This is a genomic window from Embleya sp. NPDC127516 (assembly GCF_044765325.1).
GTDB lineage: Bacteria > Actinomycetota > Actinomycetes > Streptomycetales > Streptomycetaceae > Embleya.
Genome location: NZ_JBIWJT010000020.1, coordinates 79,173 through 99,733, shown reverse-complemented (window position 1 = coordinate 99,733; position 20,561 = coordinate 79,173). Strand labels below are relative to the sequence as shown.

The window sequence follows — 20,561 nt, the reverse complement described above, 5'->3', positions numbered from 1 at the left end:
TCCGCGCCGAGAGGTCGGCGGGACGGAGATGAAGGTACTAACGATCTCCGACAGGCACGTCGCCGGCCCGGTGGCCCCGCGTCGGCGACGCGGGCGGTTCCTCGTCCCCTCCGACGGCCTGCCGGGGGCCGCGCGTGGGTGTCCGAGGAGCGTGGTAGGCAGGGCCTCCCGGCCTCGGCCGTGCACGTCTCGGCGGTCTGTCGAGGTCGGGACGACGGTGAACGGAGGAGCCGTGCGGGCAAACCGGAAGAGCGTGGCCCGGCGTGCCGTCCTGGACCACCTGCTGAGTCTGATCGCGGACGCCCCGTGGAGCGAGAGCCTGGTCCTGCGCGGCAGCATGGTGATGCCCGCGTGGGTGGGCGACCGGGCGCGTGAGCCGGCCGACTTGGATTTCGTCGTGATGACGGCGCCGCCCGCCCGAGTGGACGCGTTGGATCCGTACCCCTTCGTGGCGCGCACCGAGGTCGTCCAGCAGTGGCCCGAGGCGGCGAACGGCGCGGCCCGGTACGAGATCTGGACGGACGGTGAGGAAGAGTTCGAGATGCGCGGACTGCGGCCGAGGGTTCCCCCCGACGGGCTGCGCTGGGACCCGGACCCGGACCCGCCGGAACTCGTCCCCGACTACCACGACCTGGTCGACCGGGTGCGGAGCCGCCCGATGGCGGCACCGGGAATCGCCCTGGACGCGAGCGGCGTGAACCGCGACAGCACCTGGTCGTACGCCTATGACGGATCCGAGTCCGGCGGGATCCGCGTCCTGGTCCCGTGGCGCGCGGCGGGACTGGGCTCCGGTGCGGCACAGTTGGACTTCGCCTTCGACGAAACGCTCCACCGACCTCCGGTGTGGACCCTGGTGCCGCGCGCCGACGGTGCCGCGCCCACTCTGATGCGCACGGCGAGTCGGGAGTTGTCCCTGGCCTGGAAGCTGTTGTGGCTGTACGCCGACGGCGCCGACGGCGCCAGTTCTCGCGGCAAGGACCTCCACGATGCCGTGCTCCTGGCCGAGGACACCCGCACCGCGCTCTCCGTACCGCTCCTGCGACAGGTGCTGCGCACCCACACGTTGCGTACCGCGACCGCGAGCAGTGCGTTCGGGTCGCACGCGGTCAAGGTCGCGGAGACCGACTGGGCGGCGTTTCGCGCGGAGCACCCCCGCGTGCGCGGCAGTGCGCGGGATTGGCTCCGTCGCCTCGACGTCGCTCTCGCGGGGGTGTTCGCGAGGCTCGAAGGCACGACCGTTCGAGAGTCCGCCGAGGTCGGGTGAGCGGTTCGGCCCGGCCCGGTCCCGTTGGCCCGCTCCCCGCCGGTCGCGCCTTCGTCGCCTGTCGAACGGTGCGTCCGAGGCGAGCAGGCCGGCGAGGGCCATGAGGTCCCGCAGGGTCGGTCGCCTTCGGGACAAGCGCTCACCGCGTCCGCGCGGGGCAACCGCCGGGAAAACACCGGGGGCACAAGCCGCTCGACCGGTCACCGCTCCGCGCGACCTCGACCCCGCAACGACGCGCCCACGCCGGAACGGCGCCGACGCGGGTCAGCCCGCGACGATATTGCCGTCGGCGTCGAAGACGGTCGTGGACCAGTGCTTGTCCCACTTGTCGTCGAGATATCGGGGCACCTTGCCCTCGGGGTAACGGACCCAGCCCGGCTCCGGCTCACGACCGTTGGGCACGCAGGTTCGGCCGGTGCTGTTGCCGACCGCCTTCACCGGATACTCGCCCGACCTACAGATGCGCTCCCGCGTCGAGCACGCGGCCGACAGGAGGCACGCGACCACCGCCACCGCGACGACTCCGACCGCGACCGCCGCACCACGAAAGCCGCGCCCCTCGACGGTGGTGCTCCCCGCCCCTCGACGTTTCGTCCACACGCTCCGCCGTCCCCCTTCTTCCCTCGTCCGATGGTCATCTGCCCGCAGAACGCCGACTCGCACATGTCGCGAACCACGAACCCCGCTCGTCACGTCACTCGTTGCCGCGTCCACCGGCGACCGGTAGCGGTCCTCCATGCCGAGGAGTCCAGCACACGGTCGCTGCTCGCGCAGCCCGGCGGGAGATGGAGCGTGGACGTGGGGCGGCCTGTGGCGGGCTGCCACGAGAAGCGTGCCGCGCGAGATGAAGCGCGGGCGTGCGGCGGCCTGTGGTCGGCTGCCACGAAAATCGTGCCCCGTCCCGGCTCGCGCGGCCGGCGGCGCGGTGAACCCGCGGATGTCGTGGGTGATTCCGTCGCGCGTACGCGGTTGTGGCATCGTGGCGGGTTCAGTGCGCGACGGCGCCCCGACGAACGCGAGAGGCCTTGACGTGCCCGAAGACGTATTCGCCCTTCCCGTCGTCCGGCGGCTGGACGCCCACATCACGCTGCGTCGGGTCGGTGCGCTACCGGTGGTCGTGGTGACCCACCCGCGGGTACGCGCCGCGGTCACCCTCCAGGGCGCCCAACTCCTGTCCTGGCAGCCGACGGGCGAGGAACCGGTGTTGTGGCTGAGCGAGGCCACCGAGTTCGCGGAGGGGCGTGCCGTGCGCGGCGGGGTGCCGATCTGCTGGCCGTGGTTCGGCCCGGCCGGTCGGCCGAACCACGGCTTCGCCCGGGTGCTGCCGTGGACGCTGCTCGACGCGCGCGAGGACGACGACACGGTGCGGCTGAGCCTGGTGCTGCGCGCGAGCGAGCAGTCGCGGGCGTACTGGCCGCACGAGTTCGAGGTGTTCGCCCGGTTCACGCTGGGTCGCGAGTGCCGGATCGAACTGGAGGCCCGGGGCGACTTCGAGAGCACCGCCGCACTGCACACCTACCTGCGGGTCGGCGAGCTCGACGAGGCGCGGGTCACCGGCGTGGACGGCCCGTACGTCGACAAGGTCCCCGACCCGCCGGTGGACTCGAACCCGGCTCCGGAACCGGACGGGATCGCCTTCCACGAACGCGTCGACCGCGTCTACACCCGACCCGGCGACGTGAGCCTGGTCCAGGACCCGGCGGGCAAGCGCGTCGTCGAGGTGCGCCACGACGGACACAGCGACGTGGTCGTGTGGAACCCCGGCGCCGACCTCGCGCGCTCCATGGCCGACGTACCCGACGACGGCCATCGGGAGTTCGTCTGCGTGGAGACCGCCCGCGTCTCCCGGCCCCTGGTGAGCGATCCGGCGGCACCCACACTGCTGAGCTGCACCCTGCGCGTCGTGCCCGACGCGTAGCGGCTCCGCGCGGTCGGGCGTGGCGATCTTGTCCGGGCGAACGGGATCGCCACACTACGGGTAGTGCGGCGACGCGGTCGTGTAGGCGAGCTGGAATCCGTTGTCGGCCGGTGCGCCGGTCGGGGTGTAGCAGGCCAGGTACATGAGGACGTCGTCCTTGGCGCCGTAGTCGTTGCGCAGCACCGTAGTGCAGTACCCGCCGCCGGTGGCCGTCAGGTGGGCGTAGCTGGTCAGGTAGCCGACCGACAGGCGCAGCGTGTAGCGGCCGGTCGCGGTGCGCGTCACGGTCGCCGAACCCGGCCGGGACATCCACGACCGGGTGATCGTCGGCGCGCCGGCGCCGGGTGCGTCGGCGACGGTCAGTTGCACCGCGTGCGGGACCCGACCGTCGTCGAGCATGCTCTGTCGGCCGGTGTGGCTCAGGACGAAGGCGGTGTCGGCCGGCGCGCCGGTGTGCGTGGTGCAGGCCACCGACGCGGTGCCGGCGGACAGGCCGGCGACCGCGCAGTGCCGGGGCGCCGTCCCGATCGGCGAGACCTGCACGGACTCCGTGTCCGCCGCGACCGCCACCGCGTAGCGCCCGGTGCCGGTACGGGCCACCGGGCCGGTGTTCTGCCGGGACGCCGCGGCGGGGAGTTGGCGCGCGGCGGTCGGGTCGCCGGCGTGCACGTAGCCGCGCGAACCCGTCTGGCCGTACGGGCCGTTGCGGTCGCCGGCGAGGAACAGGCCGGTGAACGGGACGTCGGCGGGATTGCCGGCGCGGTTGAAGCAGGCGACCTCGATCCTCTCGTCGGTACCGTCCGGCCACCATCGGACGGGCTGGCAGGACACGCCGTTCGCGGCGTAGTCGGACACCCCGACCTGGGCGATGCCGCCGGGCGCGCCGCTGTCCGGGAGGATCACCACATGCCGGCCGACGTCGGTGTGCGTGACCCGTACCGTCTTGACGACGGGCGGGTTGCCGAGCCGCCACGCGCCGTAGGTCCAGTTCGGCTCGTGGCTGTCCGGGCGTTGCGGGGACGGCGACAGTTCGCGCGTGCTGCCGATCGGATCGTCGGCGTAGCGAACCTGCCAAAAGCCCCAGGCCGCCGGAACCGGACCGCTGCTCGCGCCGTCGCCACCGCCGCCCGGTGTGCTGCCGCCGGTGCCGGCTCGGCCGCCCGTCCCCGGCGTGTTGCCCGCACGGCCTTGGTCGGGGCCGGGGCCGGAACCGGCTTCGCCGGGAACCGCGCCCGGCCGACCGGCGCCGGTGTCCGCATCGCCGGGGGGCGTCGCGCCGCCGGGCGCTGAGGTGTCGCCGGGAAGCGGTGGCGCGGAGGCATCCGTCGGGGCGGGACTCGCTGGTGGAATGCCGTCCGCCGCCGGGCTCGCCGCCGGATCCGGACCCGCTCCGCCGGGGGTCGCCGAAGAGCCGGGGGACGGCCGGGCGGACCGCGTGTGCGCGGCGTCGGGCGCGACGGCCAACAACGTCAGGGCGGCCGCCGCGACCAGGGCGACGACCGTGCCGCCGACGCGGACCGCCATGGGGTTGTCGGTGGCGAGCCGGGAGGCGGTGCTCACCGCCGGGGCGACGCCGGGAACACGCAACAACTGCTGCAGGACCGCGTCGCGTACGGCGCGCGTGCCGGTGACCAGCGGCCGGGCGACGGCCTCCAGGGCCGGGCGTACGATCCGCCCGATCTCACCGAACCGGCCCGGATCGGCCGGTGCGGGCGCCGCGGCGGCGGCGGAAGCGACCACCTCGGGGGTCACGCCGGGTGCCATCGATGCGGCCTCGGCAGTGGCCGTCTCGGCAGTGGTCGCGGGCGCGGCTTCGGCCGCGGCGGGACGACCCGTCCACCAGGCCACCGCCGCACGGCGCCGCTCGTCCTCGTCCGTGCCCTGTCGGGCCGCCGCCAACGCCAGGCCCGGGCCGAGCACCCAGGTGCGTTGCAGGACGGCGTCCCTGGCCACGGCGGAGCAGCGCCCACACGTCTTCGCGTGCGTCCCGAGCGCGCGATACTCCGCGCGGGTCGGAACCAGCGCGGATCCGGCCTCCTCGGCAACGAACAACCGTGCGAGCCCCGGCACTTGGGCGGCCTCGGAGCAGGAGCGCACCGAGCGCGCCGCCGCCAACAACCCCACCCGCTCGCGCACCTTCTTCAGGCCGCGGCTGAGTTCGCGGTCGACTTTGACGCGTGGCCACCCCAGATGGGCGGCGAGCTCGGCGCCCCTGACCAACCGCATCTCGGCGAGCGTGTGGTCCAAGTGTGCGCTCACCACCGCGCGTTGGGTCTTCGACAACGCGTCGGTGGCGGTGTAGAGCGCGGCGAACGCCTGGGTCTTGCCGTACGCGTGGCCGAGATCGGTGCCGACCGTGACCGCCCCCGAGGCGACCGCGTTCTGCACGTCCGGCGCGGCATCCTCCTCGACGGGCCGGCCGGCGGCACGCCGCCGCGCCGTCAACTCCGCCTTCCACAGGTTTCTGGCGATGCCCCACAACCACCGGTCGACGCCCCGCTGCGGCTTCAGGTCGCGGGCGATGCCGTCGAGCGCGCGGACGAACACCTCGCTGACGAAGTCGTCGGCCTCGGCCGCCGAGGGCAGATTCGCCCGGAACCAGCGGACCAACACGTCCCGGTGACGCTCGTACAACGCGATCCGGGCGGCCTCGTCACCGTCCCGCAACCGCTGCCACGTGTCGTCCGCACCTGGATCCGAACCCACTTCCGTGTCCGCATCCGCATCCGCGCCTGGGTCCCCATCGGAACCCGGGTCCAACTCCGAATCCCCGCCCGAATCCACGTCCGACCCCGGGCTCGGATCCGGTTTCGGACCCGAGCCCGAGACCGAACTCCCGGCCGAACCAGGCTCAGTGCCCGGCGACTCGGTGTGCTCGGCCGGCGGCACGGCCGGTTCGTCGGGGACCTGGGGAAGCTCCGACGGCCGCCGATCCGACGGCAGGTCTCCGGGCAGGTCCGGTCGGGTCTGTGTCATGGCACCCTCCGCTATGGCAACGCGGCTCTGTCACCCGGAACGTGGCCCGAGGGGCGCGGATCTCTCCACTTTCGCGCGACCGATTATCCGGCAACGGAAGAGCGTTGGTCCGGGAAATCGCGCATCACAGCGCAGCACACGCAATCGGCGCTCGAAAAATGGAGAGATCTCGCCGCCCCCGACCACATCCCCGGTGAGCGGCCACACCCGGTGGTCGCACACCGGCCCGCACCGACACAGATCGGTGTGTACTGGTGTACATCGGTAGACACCGAAGGACACCCGTCATGCGCGAGCACCCGCACTACTTCCTCGCGGCGAGGCAACTCGTCCTGTTCGTCGGCCCGTTCGTCATCATCCTGATCGCCCTGCGGGTCCGCTACCTGCGCAGGTCGGGCATCCGTACGACCGGCACCGCCGTATCCACCCGGCTCGAGCGCCGCACCCGGGCAAGCTCCGACCCCGACCGCACCGGCCACGACGTCCACTACGTGTACGTGACCACCGTCGCCTACACCGACCACAACGGCGTTCCGCACCGCTGTACGGTCGAGGGCCGGCACCGCCACGGCTCGCCGGTTCCGCTGATCCACCCTCCCCGCAGGCCGCACCGTGCCCAAGCCGCGTCCGCCGCCTCCTACGGTCGAGTCGTCGTCGCGATCGTGACCTACGCGATCCTGCTAGCCGGTCTCAGCTACGTCGCAGGCCAAGTCAACGACCAAATCGACGACTTCTGCGCACCTCTCACCCCTGAGGCCCGCTCGTTCCACGAGTGCCCCTGAAGGCTTCCCGGACGTCGTCTTCGCTGTTGCACACGCATCAGCGGCACGCCGTCGCCCGACGCGTCGAGGATGGGTCCGTAGCCGGCTTCGCAGGCGGTGGGTTCGACGCGGGCGCTCGCTCCTCGGCGGCTTCCCGGCCGACCACTGGGGCTGCGTACCGGCCCGGTGGTGACGGCCGCCCGCCCGACCCTGTCCTCGCCGTGCATGGTGCCGCCCCCGCTCGCCCGCCTGGGAAAAAGTCCCTTCCCGCCTTTCCCGCGGAGCCTGATCGACCGGGGCGGCACCACCTCGGCGGCTCAGGTCAGTGGCAGGCGCATGATCGTCAGGTCGAGCCACCGGCCGAACTTGGTGCCGACCTCGCGCACCGTGCCCACGTGGTAAAAGCCGAACCGTTCGTGCAGCCGGATCGACGCGGCGTTGCCGGCCTCGATGTCCGCGATCATCACGTGATGGCCGGCGCAACCTGCCGAGCGGACGAGGGTGGTCATCAGCGCGGAACCGATGCCGCGCCCGTGCCGACCTTCGCGGACGTAAACCGAGTTCTCCACCGTATGGCGATACCCGTCCAGTCCTCGCCACGGACCGTAGACCGCGAAGCCCGCGACCTCCCCCTCGTCCTCGGCCACGAACGCCGAGCCGCGATCCAGGTGCGCGTCCAGCCACGCGACCCCCTCGGCGCGGGACTGCTGCGTCTCGGTCCACAGCGCCGTCGAATGCTCGATCGCGTGGTTGCGAATGGCGAGCACGGCGTCCACGTCGCCGGAGTGAGCCGGGCGGATGAGCGATCCGACGCCCTCTCTACCCGCCGTCGGTGCCGCGACGCGGTTCTCCCGGCTCGCCGTCGGTGATCCCGGGATCTCGGGGTGGGTCCTCGCCGACTCGGATTTCTCGTATATTGGATTCATGTCCAACATAGTAGATCCTCTGGTGGGGCAGATCGCAGCCCGCGTCCGCACCGAACGGGAAAGGCGCCACTGGACGCTCGCGCAACTCGCCGACGCCTCCGGCGTCTCTCGCGCCATGATCAACCGGATCGAACGCGGCGAGAGCAACCCGACCGCCGTCATCCTCGGCAGGCTGTCCGCCGCCTTCCGACTCAGCGTCTCCTCCCTGCTCGCTCTCGCCGAAGGCACTGCCGGAGAGGGCGAGCAGGAAGGAGACAACGGCGTGCCCGGGAACGACGAAGGCCGGGAGGATGCCGGTCGCGTGCGGCGCCTGGCCGACGCCACGCAGTGGCGCGATCCCGCCACCGGGTATCGCCGCCGACAGATCACCCGGCCACACTTCCCCGCGGAGATCGCCGAGATCCGCCTCCCCGCCGGCGCCCGGGTGCCCTATCCGGCCGCGGCCTTCGCCTTCATCCGCCAGGTCGTCTGGGTGCTCGACGGCCGACTGACCTTCCATGAGGGCGATACGGTCCACGAACTCGACGCGGGCGACACGCTCGAACTGGGTGAGCCCACCCCGTGCGTCTTCGCCAACACCGGCACCACCGAGTGCCGCTACGCCGTCATCCTCACCCGGAGCGAGGGCTGACCGCGCCCCCGCGCCCCCACACCCCGGGTGGCGCGTTCGCTTCCGGGCCGGCGCACGGGAGTCGCCCGACCGACACTCGACACATGGACATCCTGCGGACGCGTGGTTCGGTGTCGCTGCCGGGCCGAGGCGAGATCGAGGTCATCCTCGACCTGTACGACCCACCGCTCACCGACGACGTGCTCCCGCGCGGGTGGACCGCGACCATCGCCGAGGGTCCGCAGCTCACCGTCGGCGAGCGCGGCCTGCTGTACCTCGACGCCCAACGCGCGGCCATCGCCAACCCGTTCGTCGTGGTCACGAGCACCGCCGGGATCAGCCGGATCCGGGGAGTCACGGACGTGTGACGGCTCCCGTCGACTCCTCGGGTCGTGAACCCTTTCGCCCGCACCACCGACTTACCCGGCACACAGTCGGCAAGGAGGTGTGGTGGCCGGGGACAAGCACAGCGAACCGCCGGTGGTGCGATGCCGACTCGGGGAGCGAGAGGCATTCACCGAACTGGTGGATACATGGCACGCCCGCGGTGCCGATATCCGCGAGGCACGCTCGAATCGGCGCCGGTCGCGGACGAATCGCCCTCGCCGCGACCACCGCCCTCGGCACCGCGGTCGCCGCCGCGCGCGGCACCACGACCGCGACCACCACGACAGCGCTGACGGGCGCCACCCCGGTCGTCACGTCGGCGCTGCGGCCGGCCCGAGCGCGAGGCCGACGGCTCCTGCGGCTGCGCGACGAACTGCGCGCGGCGAGCACGTAGCCGGTCACCTCGGCGATATGGCGCGCCCGAGCACGTGCGGAATGCGGGGCGCGGGCGTCCGTCAGCCGGCGGCGTCGGTCGTCGCGAGTTCGGTGATCGCCTTGTGCAGCCGACTCTCGCGGGTCGCGGCGGTGCGCGCGGTGATCAGCTTAAGGATCACCGCGTACCGCTGCGTCCGGCCGAGTTCCTCGAACGCCCGAGCGGCCCGCGGGTTCTCCGCCAGGGCGGCGGCCAGATCGGGCGGGACCACGGCGTCGCGCTGCGACTCGTACGCCGCCTCCCACCGCCCGTCGGCCTTCGCCGCCTCGACCTCGGCCAGCCCGGCGGGCCGCATCCGCCCGGCCGCGCTCAGTTCCTCGACCTTGGCCACATTGACCTGCGACCACCGGCTGCGCGGGCGGCGCGGTACATACTTCTGCAGGTAGTAGTCGTCGTCGTACGACTTGCGCTGTCCCGAGATCCAGCCGTAGCAAAGGCCGACGTCGACCGCCTCGTCACTGGTCAGCGACGCGATGCCGGAACCCTTCTTCGCCATCTTCAGCCACACCCCGACCGCCAGTTCGACGTGCGTGTCCAACCAGGTCTCGAACTCCGCGACATCACGGAACACGATCACCTCGGCTTCCTCGAAAGCGGGTTCCCTGGACACACGCGGCTCCTCGGTCCGGGGAGGATCGCCCAGTGCGCTCCCCCGAGACGGCCCAAGATAGCGAGGCGGCGGCATCCGTACGTGCCGCCCGACACGCGATTTCGCCCGGCGCGGCGACGGCGAGCCCCGGCGCGACGAAGGCGAGCACCCGGCCCGGCGCCCGCGACCGGGTCGCCCGGTCAGCGGACCTCGGTGCGCGACGCGCTCACCGCCACCGCGGTGTAGCGCATCGTGAAGCCGCCTCCCGACGCGTCGACGACGGCTCCGACAGCCGCCGACAACGCTGCCGTCTCGGCCGCCGGGAGTCGGGTGTGGTCGCCGGTGGTGGGCAGTTGGTCCAGCCACTCGTCCCGGGTGTAGTGCCGTTCCCAGTCGAAGTGCCACCGCTCCGGCTCGTCGAACCCGCCCGCGGCGCGTATCCCGTCCTCGGCCCCGGCGCACAGCGCCGCGTGTCCGACCGAGCCGCTCGCCCATCGCCGTGCCGCGAGCGAGTCGGGCAACATCCGCCGGTAGACCTCGGCGAAGGCTTCCGCGATCTCGGAGGGCGGTAGCTCCACGTTCCAGAACAGGGCGAGCCGCCCGCCGGGCCGCAACGCCTCGGCCGCCTTCACCGCCCCCGCGACCGGGTCCACCCAGTGCCAGGTCTGCGCGGCGACGACCGCGTCGAACGCTCGGCCGGCCGGGTCCCACTCCTCGAACGCGGCCACCTCGACGTCGAGTCCACGCCCGCGCGCCCACGCGGCCATACGCGCGTCGACCTCGACACCGAGCACATCGCAGCCGGCCGCCCGGAACTGCCGGGCCGCGATGCCGGTACCGATGCCGACATCGAGAACGGCGGGCCCGGGCGCGGCGGCCACGATCCGCGCCACGAGGGCGTCCGGGTAGCGGGGCCGGGCCCGGTCGTAGCGTTCGGGATCCATGCCGAACGACTCGGCCATTCGGCGGTGCAGGTGGGGCGGGGCTTCGGAACCGGGTACGCGCTCGGGCCCCGGCGGCATAGTGGGCATGCGCCCACTATGAATGGGCAGATGCCCACTCGTCAACGAGGGCCACCCGCACGCGCGAGAATCGACGGAATCGACACGGCACGACGAGACGACGTGAAGAGACGGCACGATGGGACGGCGCGAAAGCCCGCGCGAGGGGATCGCGCGATCGGACCGCGACGGCACGAAGAGACGGCGACAGAAAGAGGCGATGCACGGTGCCCACCGGAACGGCCATCCGCGACGCGCGCGAGCAGTTGTTCGACGCAGCCGAGCGCGTCCTGCTCCGCGCCGGCCCCAGCGCGCTGACCAGCCGGGCGGTCACCACCGAGGCGGGCTGCGCCAAGGGCGTACTGCACCGGCACTTCACCGACTTCGACGCCTTCCTGGCCGACCTCGTACTGGACCGCATCGCCCGCATCGACCGCCGAGCCGACGTCCTACGCGAGGAGGCCGGCACCGGGACCGTCGCCGACAACGTCACCGGCGCGCTGACCGGCCTGTTCGAATCGGTGGCCGTCGCGATCGTCGGCCTCGTCACCTCCCGCGACGACCTGCGCACCCGCCTCCGCCGCAGCACGCCGACCGGCATCCCGGTCCTGACGGAGGCCACCGCCATGCTCGCCTCCTACCTCACCGCCGAACGCGACCTCGGCCGCATCGCCGCCGACGCCGACATCGACACGCTCGCCCCCACCCTGATCGGCACCGGCCACATGCTCTTCGCCGACCGGAACGGCACCCCACCGACACCCGAAGCCGTCCACAAAATCGTCGCCACGCTCCTCGTCCCCACCCTCCGGGAACCCCGGGCCTGAGCCGTCCGCCCCGCATCCGGGCCCGTATCGTCGGTATTCGGGGATCGACCCGGTGTGTCGTCCGTGCCGCGTGGGCACCACACCGGCAGCACACCGGCGTCGGCGGGGCCATGCGCCGGCCGGGATCCAGGACACGGAGTTGCCGTTGTTGTTCACACACGACGTACTGGTCAAGATCGCGTCCGGCGACGTCGACCTCGCCTTCCGTCGCTGGCGCACGCCCGCCGTCCGCCTCGGCAGCACACTGCGCACGGAGGTCGGCGTGCTGGAGGTGGACGAGGTCGCGGCCGTATCGGAGGCGAGTGTGACCGACCGGGACGCACAACGGGCCGGCTACGCCACCAGAGCGGAAGTGCTTGCCCATCAGCGCCCCGGCGAAGACCGGCAGTTGTACCGGATCGGCCTGCGCTTCGTCGGCGCCGACCCACGGGTGAGCCTGCGCTCGGACACCGACCTGTCGGCGAAGGAGCTCGACGAGATCGTCGCGGGACTGCGCCGCCTGGACGCACGAAGCGGTCACGGGCCGTGGACCACCGCGATGTTGGAACTGATCGACGCGAATCCCGCGGTGCGCGCCGCCGACCTGGCCGCCGGCGTCGACCGGGAGAAGCTCCCCTTCAAGGTGGATGTCCGCAAACTCAAGGAACGCGGCCTCACCGAAAGCCTGGACGTCGGCTACCGGCTCTCCCCACGCGGCCGCCTGGTCCTCGATCACATCCACCGAAGCAACCCGACCTGACCCGAGAAACGCCCGGCCGACCACTCGGACAACACCGCGGAAACACCACCGCCCACGAGACCGAGGCGCACGAAACACCGCCGGCGCGCCGCTTGCCGCGTCCACCACCGGGACGAAGGGCCGAAAGCCGTCCACCGGTGGGAAGCCGGCCGCCTCGGCGCGGGCACGACCGGCAACCGGACTCCTCACGTGGACGCCCCCGCGCTCCGAGCCGCACGCGTGATGCCCGTCGGCGACGCCCGGGGCCTGCGAGAGGAAGCCGGCGATCCCGAGCGAGAGACCGAACCGGGCCGCCGGAGCGCGCATATCGCAGCCCTCGACCCGTCACCGGTGACCCGCCGCCGCGGGTGACAGGCGCACCGCGTCCGCGCCACGGCCCGCTTGCGGCATCCCATTTCCCACGGAACCCATTCGCCCCCGGATCCGTCCCAACCGTGCTGCTCCGCCCGTCCGTTCCTCTCCCCCGGCCAAGGAGCGTTCATGACCATCCCGGGCACTCGCGTCCACCGAGCCGACGGTGTCGGCACCAGCATCGGCGTCGACGTGCCACCGGTCGATCCGTGCGCGCCGGATGACGACCCGCCCACGCATGGCGTGCGCCGTCTGTTGGGTCGCCTCGTGGGGGTCGTCCTCGTGTTGGGCGTCCTGGTCGTGGGCACGTTCACGATCGTGCGGTTGATACCGGGGGACCCGGCCGCTGTCGTCGCCGGCCGGAACGCGGATTCCGCGCGAACCCAACAGGTGCGGCACGAACTGGGGTTGGACAGGTCGCGGGTCGCACAGTTCGGCGACTACGTGTCCGGGCTGCCGTCCGGCGATCTGGGCACCTCGTTCCGCAGCGGCGAGCCGGTGACCGACGTGCTCGCGCAACGGCTGCCGCGTGCCGTCGAGTCGGCGCTGTCCGTGGTGTCGGTACTGCCCTTCGTCGCCGTCCCGCTCGGGATCGCGGTGGCGGTCAGCCGCCGGGGTGGTCACCGACGCGGCCTGGACCGCGCCTTCACCGCCACCATCGCGTTGTCGGGCGGTGCGGTGATCGCGGAGAGCGTGTTCGCGTGGCCCGGGCTCGGCTCGTGCCTGGTCGAGGCGATCCTCGACCGCGACTATCCGGTGGTCCAGGGCGCGGTGTTGGCCCTCGGCCTCCTGGCCTGCCTGGTCGCCCTCGTGATCGAACTGCTCCTACTGCTCGCGTCGACGGCCCCGCGCACACCCACCTGAAGGCGTGCCCGAGGCTGCTCACTCGCGGCCGACCGCGTACCGCACGTCGAACGCGCGAGAGCGGTGGCGATGAAGGACGTGAGTCCTTCGCCGCCACCGCCGGCCGACCGGTGTGCTCGACGCCTCGCGGGTCAGTCGTGCTCGAGAGCGATCCGCGGCAGTGCGCGCTCCAGCGGGCGCGGGAGCCACCAGGCCCGGGCACCGAACAGACGCATCACCGCGGGCACGATCAGGCAGCGGATCACCAGCGCGTCGAGCAGGATCGCGACCGCCAGGCCGAGGCCGAACTGCTGCAACATGCGGTCCTCGCTCAGTACGAAGGCGCCGAAGACCACGATCATGATGGCCGCCGCCGCGGTGATCACCTTGCCGGTGGTCGCCAGACCCTCGCGGACCGCCTGCCCGGCGTCCCGGGTGCGCTGCCACTCCTCGTGGACACGGGCGAGCAGGAAGACCTCGTAGTCCATCGAGAGCCCGAACACGATCGCGAAGATCATCACCGGGATGAACGCCTCGATCGGGCCCTCCTGCACACCGAACATGCCGTGTTGGAACACCAGCGTGATCACGCCCATCGCGGCACCGATGCTGAGCAGGTTGAGCAGCGCGGCCTTCAGCGGCACCAGGATCGACCGGAACACCAGCAGGAGCAGCACGAACGACAGACCCACCACGATCGCCACGAACAGCGGCAGTCGGTCGGCGACCTTGGCCGCGAAGTCCTCGACCGCGGCCGTGCCGCCGCCGACCAGGACGGTGGCGCCGGTGCCGCGTTCCACGTCCGGCATGACGTCCTCGCGCAGGTGCTCGACCAGCCTGGTGGTCGCCTCGTCCTGGGGTGCGGACTTCGGGTAGGCGATCACCGTGGACACCCGCGGGTCACCGGACGGCAGGATCGGGCTCACCGCGGCGATCCCGGGAGTGCCTTCGAGCGTGCTCCTGGTCTGCTCCGCCGCGCCGGCGTCACCCTCGACGACCACGAACAGCGGCCCGTTGAAGCCGGGCCCGAACCCGTCCGCGAGCAGGTCGTACGCCTGCCGACTGGTCTTGGCCGCCGCGTCGTTGCCGGCGTCGGCGAAGCCGAGGCGCATGTCGACCGCGGGTGCGGCCAGGCCGACCAGCGCGACGACCGGGACGATCAGCGCGAGCCACGGACGGCGCTGTACCAGGGCGGCCCAGGAGCGCCAGCGGGTGCCCTCGACAACCTTGCTCTTGGCCGCGCGGCGCTCGACGTTGCGCCGGATGCGCTTGCCGAACAGGCCGAGCAACGCGGGCAGCAGGGTCAGCGACGCGAGCATGGTCATCAGTACGGTCAGCGCGACGGCGAGCGCCACGCCGCGCAGCGAGCCCAAGCCCAGCGTGACCAGGCCCAGCAGCGCGATGATCACCGTGCAGGCGGCGAAGAACACGGTGCGACCCGCGGTGTCCAGGGCGCGTCGGGTGGCCTGTTCGGCGTCCGCACCACGCAGCAGTTCGGCGCGGTAGCGGGAGAAGATGAGCAGTGCGTAGTCCACCCCGACGCCCAGGCCCACCAGCATCATCACCGGCGGCGTGAAGTCGGCGATGTTGGCCAGGTGCGAGGCGAGCACGACCAGGCCGAGGGTGCTGCCCACCGCGAAGATGGCGGTCAGCAGCGGTACGGCGGCGGCCACGAGCGAACCGAACAGGAACACCAGGACGACCAGCGCGCCGAGCATGCCCGCGCCCTCGGCCGCACCGCCGCCGCCCTCCTGGGCGCCGCGGATCTGGTCACCGCCGAGTTCGACCCGCAGCGTCGCCTCGCGCGTCTCGGCGGCCTGCGCGGTATCGATGATCCTGGTCACCGCGTCCTTGGGCACGTCCGTGCCGACGCCGTCCAGGGTGACCGTGGCGTACGCGGTCAGTCCGTCCCGCGAGACGGCGTTCGCGTCGTCGTACGGACTGCGCACCTCGGCCACGTGTGGGAGGTCGCGTACCGCGCCGAGCATGCGCTCGACCCGTTCCCGGGTCGCGGGTACCGACACCGGCGCCTTGTCGTGCAGGACGATCTGTACGCTGTCGCCGGCTTGGGTTGCGCCGTGTTGCTTCAGCGTGTCGGCGGCCTGCTGCGACTCGGTGCCCGGGAGCGAGAAGTCGTTGTGGTAATCGCTGCCGATCGCCATCGCGATGCCGCTGACCGCGATCAGCACCGCGACCCATGCCAGCAGGGCCGCCTTGCGGCGCCGGTGCGCCCAGCCCGCGATGCGCTCGAACACGCTCGGGCGGTCGGTGCGTCGCCGGGCCGGCGGGCCGGGGTCGACGCCGGGCGGGGGGTAGGAAACCGGGGTCTCGGACATTGCTTCCTCGATCCGCAGGAGGGGCTTGGGGACGTGGTGTCTCTTGTCCACAAGCCTCTCGGCAGGACGGCCGCCGGGCGTCCTGCGCAGGCACGGTACGGCCGGACGCCCCCGGTGGGCCCGCCGCGCCGGCGGATACCCCCACGGTTGCGTCCGGTGTACACCCCCGGTTGCGGGTGGTCCCGGAGCCGCCCCCGACCGGCCCCGGCCATTCCCGCACCGGCCCGGATCCGGTCAGCCCAGCCAGCCGGGCGTCACCATCCCCGATTCGTAGGCCAGCACCACGAGTTGGGCCCGGTCGCGGACCGCGGCCTTGGTCATGATCCGACTCACGTGCGTCTTGGCCGTAGCGGGGCTCAGCACCAGCCGGGCCGCGATCTCGTCGTTGGACAACCCGGCCGCGACCAGGGCCATCACCTCGCGTTCTCGATCGGTCAACGCCTGGACCCGCGGGTCCGGTTCCGGCGGCGCGACCCGGCCGGCGAACTCGGCGATCAGCCGGCGGGTGATCGTCGGCGAGATCAGCGCGTCACCGCGCGCGACCACCCGTACGCCGTGGATCAGTTCGACCGGTTCGGTGTCCTTGACCAGGAAGCCGCTCGCGCCCGCGCGCAGCGCACCGTACACGTATTCGTCCAGGTCGAAGGTGGTCAGGATGACCACCCGCACCTCGGCGAGGAGTTCGTCGGCGATGATTCGTCGGGCCGCCTCCAGGCCGCCCAGTCGCGGCATCCGGATGTCCATCAACACGATGTCCGGCCGCAGTTCGCCCGCGAGCGCGACCGCCTCCGTGCCGTCGACGGCCTCGCCGACCACCGTGATGTCGTCCTCGTTGTCCAGGATCCAGCGCAGGCCGGCCCGGACCAGGGCCTGGTCGTCCGCGAGCAACACCCGGATCACGCGGCGCCCTCCCGGCGCAGCGGCAACGACGCGCTGACCCGGTACCCGCCACCCGGCCGCGCGCCGGCCTCGAACTCGCCGCCCAACGCCCGGGCCCGTTCACCCATGCCCGCGACCCCGCTCCCGCCGCCCGGTCCACCCGCCGCACCGTGGGCATCCTCCGGACGCACCGCGTCGCGGCCGTCCGGGGAACCCCCCGCGCCGGCCCGCCCGTCGTCGTCGATCCGCACTCGTACCCGCCTCTCCTCGAACTCGATCCGCACCACGGCCGACGCCGCCCCCGAGTGCCGGGTCACGTTCGTCAGCGCCTCCTGCACGATCCGATACGCGGCCAGATCCACTGCCGGCGGCAAGGGCCGTGAGTCGCCGGGTAGTTCCAGGCGCACCTCGATACCGGCCCGACCCATGTGCGCGATCAGCTCGTCGAGCGCGGCCAAGCCGGGCGCGGGCGCCGTCGGCGCCTCCTCGTCCACCTGCCGCAACACGCCGAGCGTCTCGCGCAGTTCGCGCAGCGCGTCGCGGCTGGTCCGCTTGATCGCGTCGAGCGCCTGCTCGGCCCGGTCCGGGGCACGCGCGAAACCGTGCAACGCGGCCCCGGACTGCACGTTGATCAGTGACAGGTGGTGGCCCAGCACGTCATGCAACTCCCGTGCGATTCGCAGCCGTTCCTCCACCGCACGGCGCCGGGCCTCCGCCTCCAGGGCGTGCTCCGCCTCCTCCGCGCGGCGATGCGCCTCGGCCAGGTACGCGTTGCGGTTGTGCAGCATCCCGCCGATCGCGATCACCGCGACGATCCAGCCGAACATCAGGAACAGCGCGGCGTCCGCGAGATGGTTCGCGCCGGCGCGGTGTTCGGAGACGCCGACGGCGGTCGCGAATCCGGCGCCGACGACCATGGTGATCACCAGGTGCCCGTGCGCCGCCGCGCTGTACAGGGCCACGGCGAAGGTCAGGAACAGCGGTCCGTCCGCCACCACGAACGGGTAGTACACCGCCGACGCCAGCAGGGTCAGCAGCAGCACTGTGATGGGGTGATCCCGGCGGGCGAACAACGCGGCACACGCGGCGAAGACCGGTACCAGGCCCAGCGTGTCCGTACCGTCCATCGGCACCATGTCCACGATCGTGAACGCCACCACGAGCACGCCGACGGCCGCCGTGCACACCATCCCCATGGCCGGACCGCGCGGCACCCACACCGATATTCGCGAAAGACTCCCCATGATCGGCAGCATAGGGGCAGCCCGCGCACGGCACCCGCCCGCGAGCGCCGCATCCGGCGCGAGCGCGGGATACCGGACTCGGTGGCCGGCCGCGCTGCGGCCAGGCGCACGGGTCGCGGACGCGTGCCGCCGGCGCAGGAGCGGGATGCGGGCGTCGGCCTTCGCCCGACCGGGCAGGCGACGCCGAGCGATACCGGATGCCGCCGCTAGGCCGCGCCGCCCGGTGCGATCAGCCCGGTCTCGTACGCCAGCACCACCGCCTGCACCCGGTCCCGGAGGTTCAGCTTCGACAGGATGCGGCCGATGTGGGTCTTGACCGTGGTCGGGCTCAGCGACAACCGCTCGGCGAGTTCGGCGTTGCTCAGACCCGTCGCCAGCAGCCGGAGCACCTCCAACTCGCGCGGGGTCAGCTCGGACAGATCGCGATGCGGCGTGCCACGCGGTTCGTCGCGATGCGCGAAACGCTCGATCAGCCGGCGGGTGATGGTCGGCGCGAGCAGCGCGTCGCCGGCCTGGACCAGGCACACGGCGGCGACCAGTTGCTCGGGGGTGACGTCCTTGAGCAGGAAGCCGCTGGCCCCGGCGGTGAGCGCGGCGTAGACATAATGGTCCAGGTCGTACGTGGTCAGGATGATCACCCGGGTGCCGGCCGAGCCGCCGTCGGCGAGGATCCGGCGGGTGGCCTCGATGCCGTCCATCTGCGGCATGCGGATGTCCATGAGCACCACGTCGGGTCGGGTGCGCCGCACCGCGGCGATCGCCTCGACCCCGTTGGCCGCCTCGGCCGCCACCTCGATGCCGTCCGAGGCCAGGATCATCCCGAAGCCGGTACGCACCAGTGCCTGGTCGTCGGCGATGACCACCCGCAGCGCCGGTCGATTCACGCCGTCCGCCACGGGACCGCGGCCCGGATCCGGTACCCGCCGACCAGGGTCGGCCCGGCGGTCAACTCGCCGCCGTAGACCGCCAACCGCTCGCGCAGCCCGATCAGCCCCCGGCCGTTGCCGTCCATCGACCGGCCGCCGTGCGTGCCTCCGGTGTCGATGACCTCGATCTCCAAGCAGTCCCCCGTATAGCCGATGACGACACTGGCCGCCGCGCCGGGCGCGTGCTTGATCGTATTGGTCAGCGCCTCCTGGACCACCCGATACGACGCGAGATCCACCCCGGGCGGCAGCGGGTCCGGCGGCAGCGACATCGCCACGCGCACCGGCGTACCGGACGCGCGCACCCGCTCGATCAGCTCGCCCAGTCGGTCGAGTCCGGGTTGGGGTTCGAGGTCGTCGGGGCGCTCGTGGTCCGCGGCGGCGAGCAGTCCCATCACATGGCGCAGTTCGGCCATCGCGGCCCGCCCGCCGGCCTCGACCGCGAGCAGTGCCTCCTTCGAGCGTTCCGGCGCCGCGTCCATCACCTTGCGCGCGGCCCCCGCCTGGATCACCATCACGCTGACATTGTGCGTCACCACATCGTGCAGTTCGGCGGCGATCCGGGACCGCTCCTCCTCGACCGCCCGGCGGGTGGCCTCCTGTTGGTCCTGCTGGAGCCGGGTGTACCGATCCCGGCTCGCCGCCAACTGCCGTCGCCAGAACAGCACCAGGCCGGCCATCCCGCCCGCGACCAGCAGCACCACTCCCGGGCTCGACCAGCCCGGCAGGATCGGCGCCGAGTCCCGGAACGCCGCGCCGGCCAACACCGCGGCACCCACCAGCACGGACACCGCGCGCACCCGGTAGCGGCTGTAGACGACGGCGCTGTAGGCGCCGATCACGCAGGTCAGCACGTTGATCCAGGACGCGTCGTCCTCGCCGATGGCCACCCCTGCACTCAGCACCGCGGCGAACGCGGCCAGCGGGTACCGGCGTCGCACGGCCAGCGGCAGCGCGGAGAGCACCACGAACGGCCAGGGCACGGAGGACAGTCCCCGTTCGTCGGGCGGCCAGCCCTCCGGCGGTATCGGCGGTCGCGGTGGGGAGGGATGCTCGGCGGACTCGTACGGGACCTGCCACGCGTCCTGGACCGGACCGCTGACGGAGGACGGCCTCCGTTCCTCGGGTGGCCGGACCCCCGGCGGCACCGGCTGAACCGGCTGGACCGGCTGGACCGGCTGAACCGGCGGTATCCGTGGGGCCGGATGCTCGGCGGACTCGTACGGGACCTGCCGCGCGTCCTGGACCGGACCGCTGTCGGGATACCGAGCCGCCACCACCAGCGCGAGCACGGTCAGCACGACGGCCAACACCACATCGACGGATATCGCCCGCCGCGAGAGCGGGGCCGTACCCGCCTCCGAGCGCAGCGTGAACGCCAGTTGCGCCCGCCATCCACGCCGGACCCCCGGCTCGTCTTCGGTATCCACCGGCTCATTGTGCGGTCCGCCCACGCGGGGCCGCATCCGCCCGCGCGACCAAGCCGCGCTCCGTGCGACGTACTTCGCAGGGATGACCCCGCGCCCGGGTCCTCCGCGCGGAGGGCCGAAT

Annotated in this window: 19 protein-coding genes; 9 read left to right on the top strand and 10 right to left on the bottom strand. The window is 72.5% G+C overall.

Annotated features, from left to right (window positions below; translation table 11 throughout):
- The first annotated feature begins 232 nt into the window (after positions 1-232).
- The gene (locus tag ACIRL2_RS33255) at positions 233-1,264 is read left to right on the top strand and encodes a nucleotidyl transferase AbiEii/AbiGii toxin family protein (protein WP_402237069.1); all 1,032 of its coding nucleotides are present in this window, start codon (positions 233-235) and stop codon (positions 1,262-1,264) included.
- A 264-nt stretch (positions 1,265-1,528) separates the two neighbouring features.
- Here ACIRL2_RS33255 and ACIRL2_RS33250 read toward each other — a convergent pair whose 3' ends face one another.
- Positions 1,529-1,864 (bottom strand): SCO0607 family lipoprotein, encoded by a 336-nt coding sequence (locus ACIRL2_RS33250; protein WP_395865158.1) that lies wholly within the window; start codon positions 1,862-1,864, stop codon positions 1,529-1,531.
- A 430-nt stretch (positions 1,865-2,294) separates the two neighbouring features.
- On the opposite strand from ACIRL2_RS33250, the gene ACIRL2_RS33245 reads away from it, so the two are divergent.
- Positions 2,295-3,182: a D-hexose-6-phosphate mutarotase gene (locus tag ACIRL2_RS33245; RefSeq protein ID WP_402237067.1), complete on the top strand. Its 888-nt coding sequence runs from the start codon at positions 2,295-2,297 to the stop codon at positions 3,180-3,182.
- Between the two features lie 54 nt (positions 3,183-3,236).
- Here ACIRL2_RS33245 and ACIRL2_RS33240 read toward each other — a convergent pair whose 3' ends face one another.
- On the bottom strand, positions 3,237-5,888 hold the full coding sequence (locus ACIRL2_RS33240; protein ID WP_402237064.1) for a sigma factor: 2,652 nt from the start codon (positions 5,886-5,888) through the stop codon (positions 3,237-3,239).
- A 557-nt stretch (positions 5,889-6,445) separates the two neighbouring features.
- On the opposite strand from ACIRL2_RS33240, the gene ACIRL2_RS33235 reads away from it, so the two are divergent.
- The gene (locus ACIRL2_RS33235) at positions 6,446-6,940 is read left to right on the top strand and encodes a DUF3592 domain-containing protein (RefSeq protein WP_395865164.1); all 495 of its coding nucleotides are present in this window, start codon (positions 6,446-6,448) and stop codon (positions 6,938-6,940) included.
- 296 nt (positions 6,941-7,236) lie between these two features.
- Here the strand turns inward: ACIRL2_RS33235 and ACIRL2_RS33230 are convergent, their stop codons facing one another.
- Complete coding sequence (locus ACIRL2_RS33230; protein ID WP_402237061.1) at positions 7,237-7,854, bottom strand: GNAT family N-acetyltransferase; 618 nt, start codon at positions 7,852-7,854, stop codon at positions 7,237-7,239.
- Here ACIRL2_RS33230 and ACIRL2_RS33225 point away from each other — a divergent pair.
- From ACIRL2_RS33225 to ACIRL2_RS33215, 3 genes are all read left to right on the top strand, one after another.
- Complete coding sequence (locus ACIRL2_RS33225) at positions 7,844-8,476, top strand: helix-turn-helix domain-containing protein (RefSeq protein ID WP_402237058.1); 633 nt, start codon at positions 7,844-7,846, stop codon at positions 8,474-8,476. The genes ACIRL2_RS33230 and ACIRL2_RS33225 overlap by 11 nt on opposite strands.
- A gap of 83 nt (positions 8,477-8,559) precedes the next feature.
- Positions 8,560-8,823, top strand: coding sequence for a hypothetical protein (locus ACIRL2_RS33220; RefSeq protein ID WP_402237056.1), 264 nt, complete (start codon positions 8,560-8,562; stop codon positions 8,821-8,823).
- Positions 8,824-9,002: 179 nt separating this feature from the next.
- Entirely contained in the window at positions 9,003-9,236 is a 234-nt protein-coding gene (locus tag ACIRL2_RS33215; RefSeq protein WP_395865171.1) for a hypothetical protein, read from the top strand.
- Between the two features lie 61 nt (positions 9,237-9,297).
- Here the strand turns inward: ACIRL2_RS33215 and ACIRL2_RS33210 are convergent, their stop codons facing one another.
- Together ACIRL2_RS33210 and ACIRL2_RS33205 are read right to left on the bottom strand one after the other, a co-directional pair.
- On the bottom strand, positions 9,298-9,885 hold the full coding sequence (locus ACIRL2_RS33210) for a YdeI family protein (RefSeq protein ID WP_402237053.1): 588 nt from the start codon (positions 9,883-9,885) through the stop codon (positions 9,298-9,300).
- 179 nt (positions 9,886-10,064) lie between these two features.
- Positions 10,065-10,895, bottom strand: coding sequence for a class I SAM-dependent methyltransferase (locus ACIRL2_RS33205; protein WP_395865175.1), 831 nt, complete (start codon positions 10,893-10,895; stop codon positions 10,065-10,067).
- 197 nt (positions 10,896-11,092) lie between these two features.
- Between ACIRL2_RS33205 and ACIRL2_RS33200 the strand changes: the two genes are divergently transcribed.
- From ACIRL2_RS33200 to ACIRL2_RS33190, 3 genes are all read left to right on the top strand, one after another.
- Entirely contained in the window at positions 11,093-11,692 is a 600-nt protein-coding gene (locus tag ACIRL2_RS33200; RefSeq protein WP_402237050.1) for a TetR/AcrR family transcriptional regulator, read from the top strand.
- Positions 11,693-11,837: 145 nt separating this feature from the next.
- Positions 11,838-12,431 carry a hypothetical protein gene (locus ACIRL2_RS33195; RefSeq protein WP_395865180.1) on the top strand — a complete coding sequence of 198 codons (594 nt, stop codon included), beginning with the start codon at positions 11,838-11,840 and terminating at the stop codon, positions 12,429-12,431.
- Positions 12,432-12,911: 480 nt separating this feature from the next.
- Positions 12,912-13,646 (top strand): ABC transporter permease subunit, encoded by a 735-nt coding sequence (locus ACIRL2_RS33190; protein WP_402237048.1) that lies wholly within the window; start codon positions 12,912-12,914, stop codon positions 13,644-13,646.
- 131 nt (positions 13,647-13,777) lie between these two features.
- Here ACIRL2_RS33190 and ACIRL2_RS33185 read toward each other — a convergent pair whose 3' ends face one another.
- The 5 genes from ACIRL2_RS33185 to ACIRL2_RS33165 form a co-directional block, all read right to left on the bottom strand.
- Positions 13,778-15,961, bottom strand: a complete 2,184-nt coding sequence (locus ACIRL2_RS33185) for an MMPL family transporter (protein WP_402237045.1) — start codon at positions 15,959-15,961, stop codon at positions 13,778-13,780.
- A 234-nt stretch (positions 15,962-16,195) separates the two neighbouring features.
- Positions 16,196-16,861: a response regulator gene (locus ACIRL2_RS33180; RefSeq protein ID WP_402237042.1), complete on the bottom strand. Its 666-nt coding sequence runs from the start codon at positions 16,859-16,861 to the stop codon at positions 16,196-16,198.
- Positions 16,858-18,084, bottom strand: coding sequence for a sensor histidine kinase (locus tag ACIRL2_RS33175; RefSeq protein WP_395865188.1), 1,227 nt, complete (start codon positions 18,082-18,084; stop codon positions 16,858-16,860). Before ACIRL2_RS33175 ends, ACIRL2_RS33180 begins: the two co-directional genes overlap by 4 nt.
- A gap of 206 nt (positions 18,085-18,290) precedes the next feature.
- The gene (locus ACIRL2_RS33170) at positions 18,291-18,980 is read right to left on the bottom strand and encodes a response regulator (protein WP_395865190.1); all 690 of its coding nucleotides are present in this window, start codon (positions 18,978-18,980) and stop codon (positions 18,291-18,293) included.
- Positions 18,965-20,476: a sensor histidine kinase gene (locus ACIRL2_RS33165; protein ID WP_402237039.1), complete on the bottom strand. Its 1,512-nt coding sequence runs from the start codon at positions 20,474-20,476 to the stop codon at positions 18,965-18,967. The genes ACIRL2_RS33170 and ACIRL2_RS33165 overlap by 16 nt, the downstream gene beginning before the upstream one ends.
- Positions 20,477-20,561: the final 85 nt, after the last annotated feature.

Coding starts and splice junctions, on each gene's coding strand:
- ACIRL2_RS33235 (WP_395865164.1), top strand. CDS start 6,446: ATGCGCGAGCACCCGCACTACTTCCTCGCGGCGAGGCAACTCGTCCTG.
- ACIRL2_RS33225 (WP_402237058.1), top strand. CDS start 7,844: ATGTCCAACATAGTAGATCCTCTGGTGGGGCAGATCGCAGCCCGCGTC.
- ACIRL2_RS33230 (WP_402237061.1), bottom strand. CDS start 7,854: ATGTTGGACATGAATCCAATATACGAGAAATCCGAGTCGGCGAGGACC.
- ACIRL2_RS33220 (WP_402237056.1), top strand. CDS start 8,560: ATGGACATCCTGCGGACGCGTGGTTCGGTGTCGCTGCCGGGCCGAGGC.
- ACIRL2_RS33205 (WP_395865175.1), bottom strand. CDS start 10,895: ATGCCCACTATGCCGCCGGGGCCCGAGCGCGTACCCGGTTCCGAAGCC.
- ACIRL2_RS33190 (WP_402237048.1), top strand. CDS start 12,912: ATGACCATCCCGGGCACTCGCGTCCACCGAGCCGACGGTGTCGGCACC.
- ACIRL2_RS33185 (WP_402237045.1), bottom strand. CDS start 15,961: ATGTCCGAGACCCCGGTTTCCTACCCCCCGCCCGGCGTCGACCCCGGC.
- ACIRL2_RS33175 (WP_395865188.1), bottom strand. CDS start 18,084: ATGGGGAGTCTTTCGCGAATATCGGTGTGGGTGCCGCGCGGTCCGGCC.
- ACIRL2_RS33165 (WP_402237039.1), bottom strand. CDS start 20,476: ATGCGGCCCCGCGTGGGCGGACCGCACAATGAGCCGGTGGATACCGAA.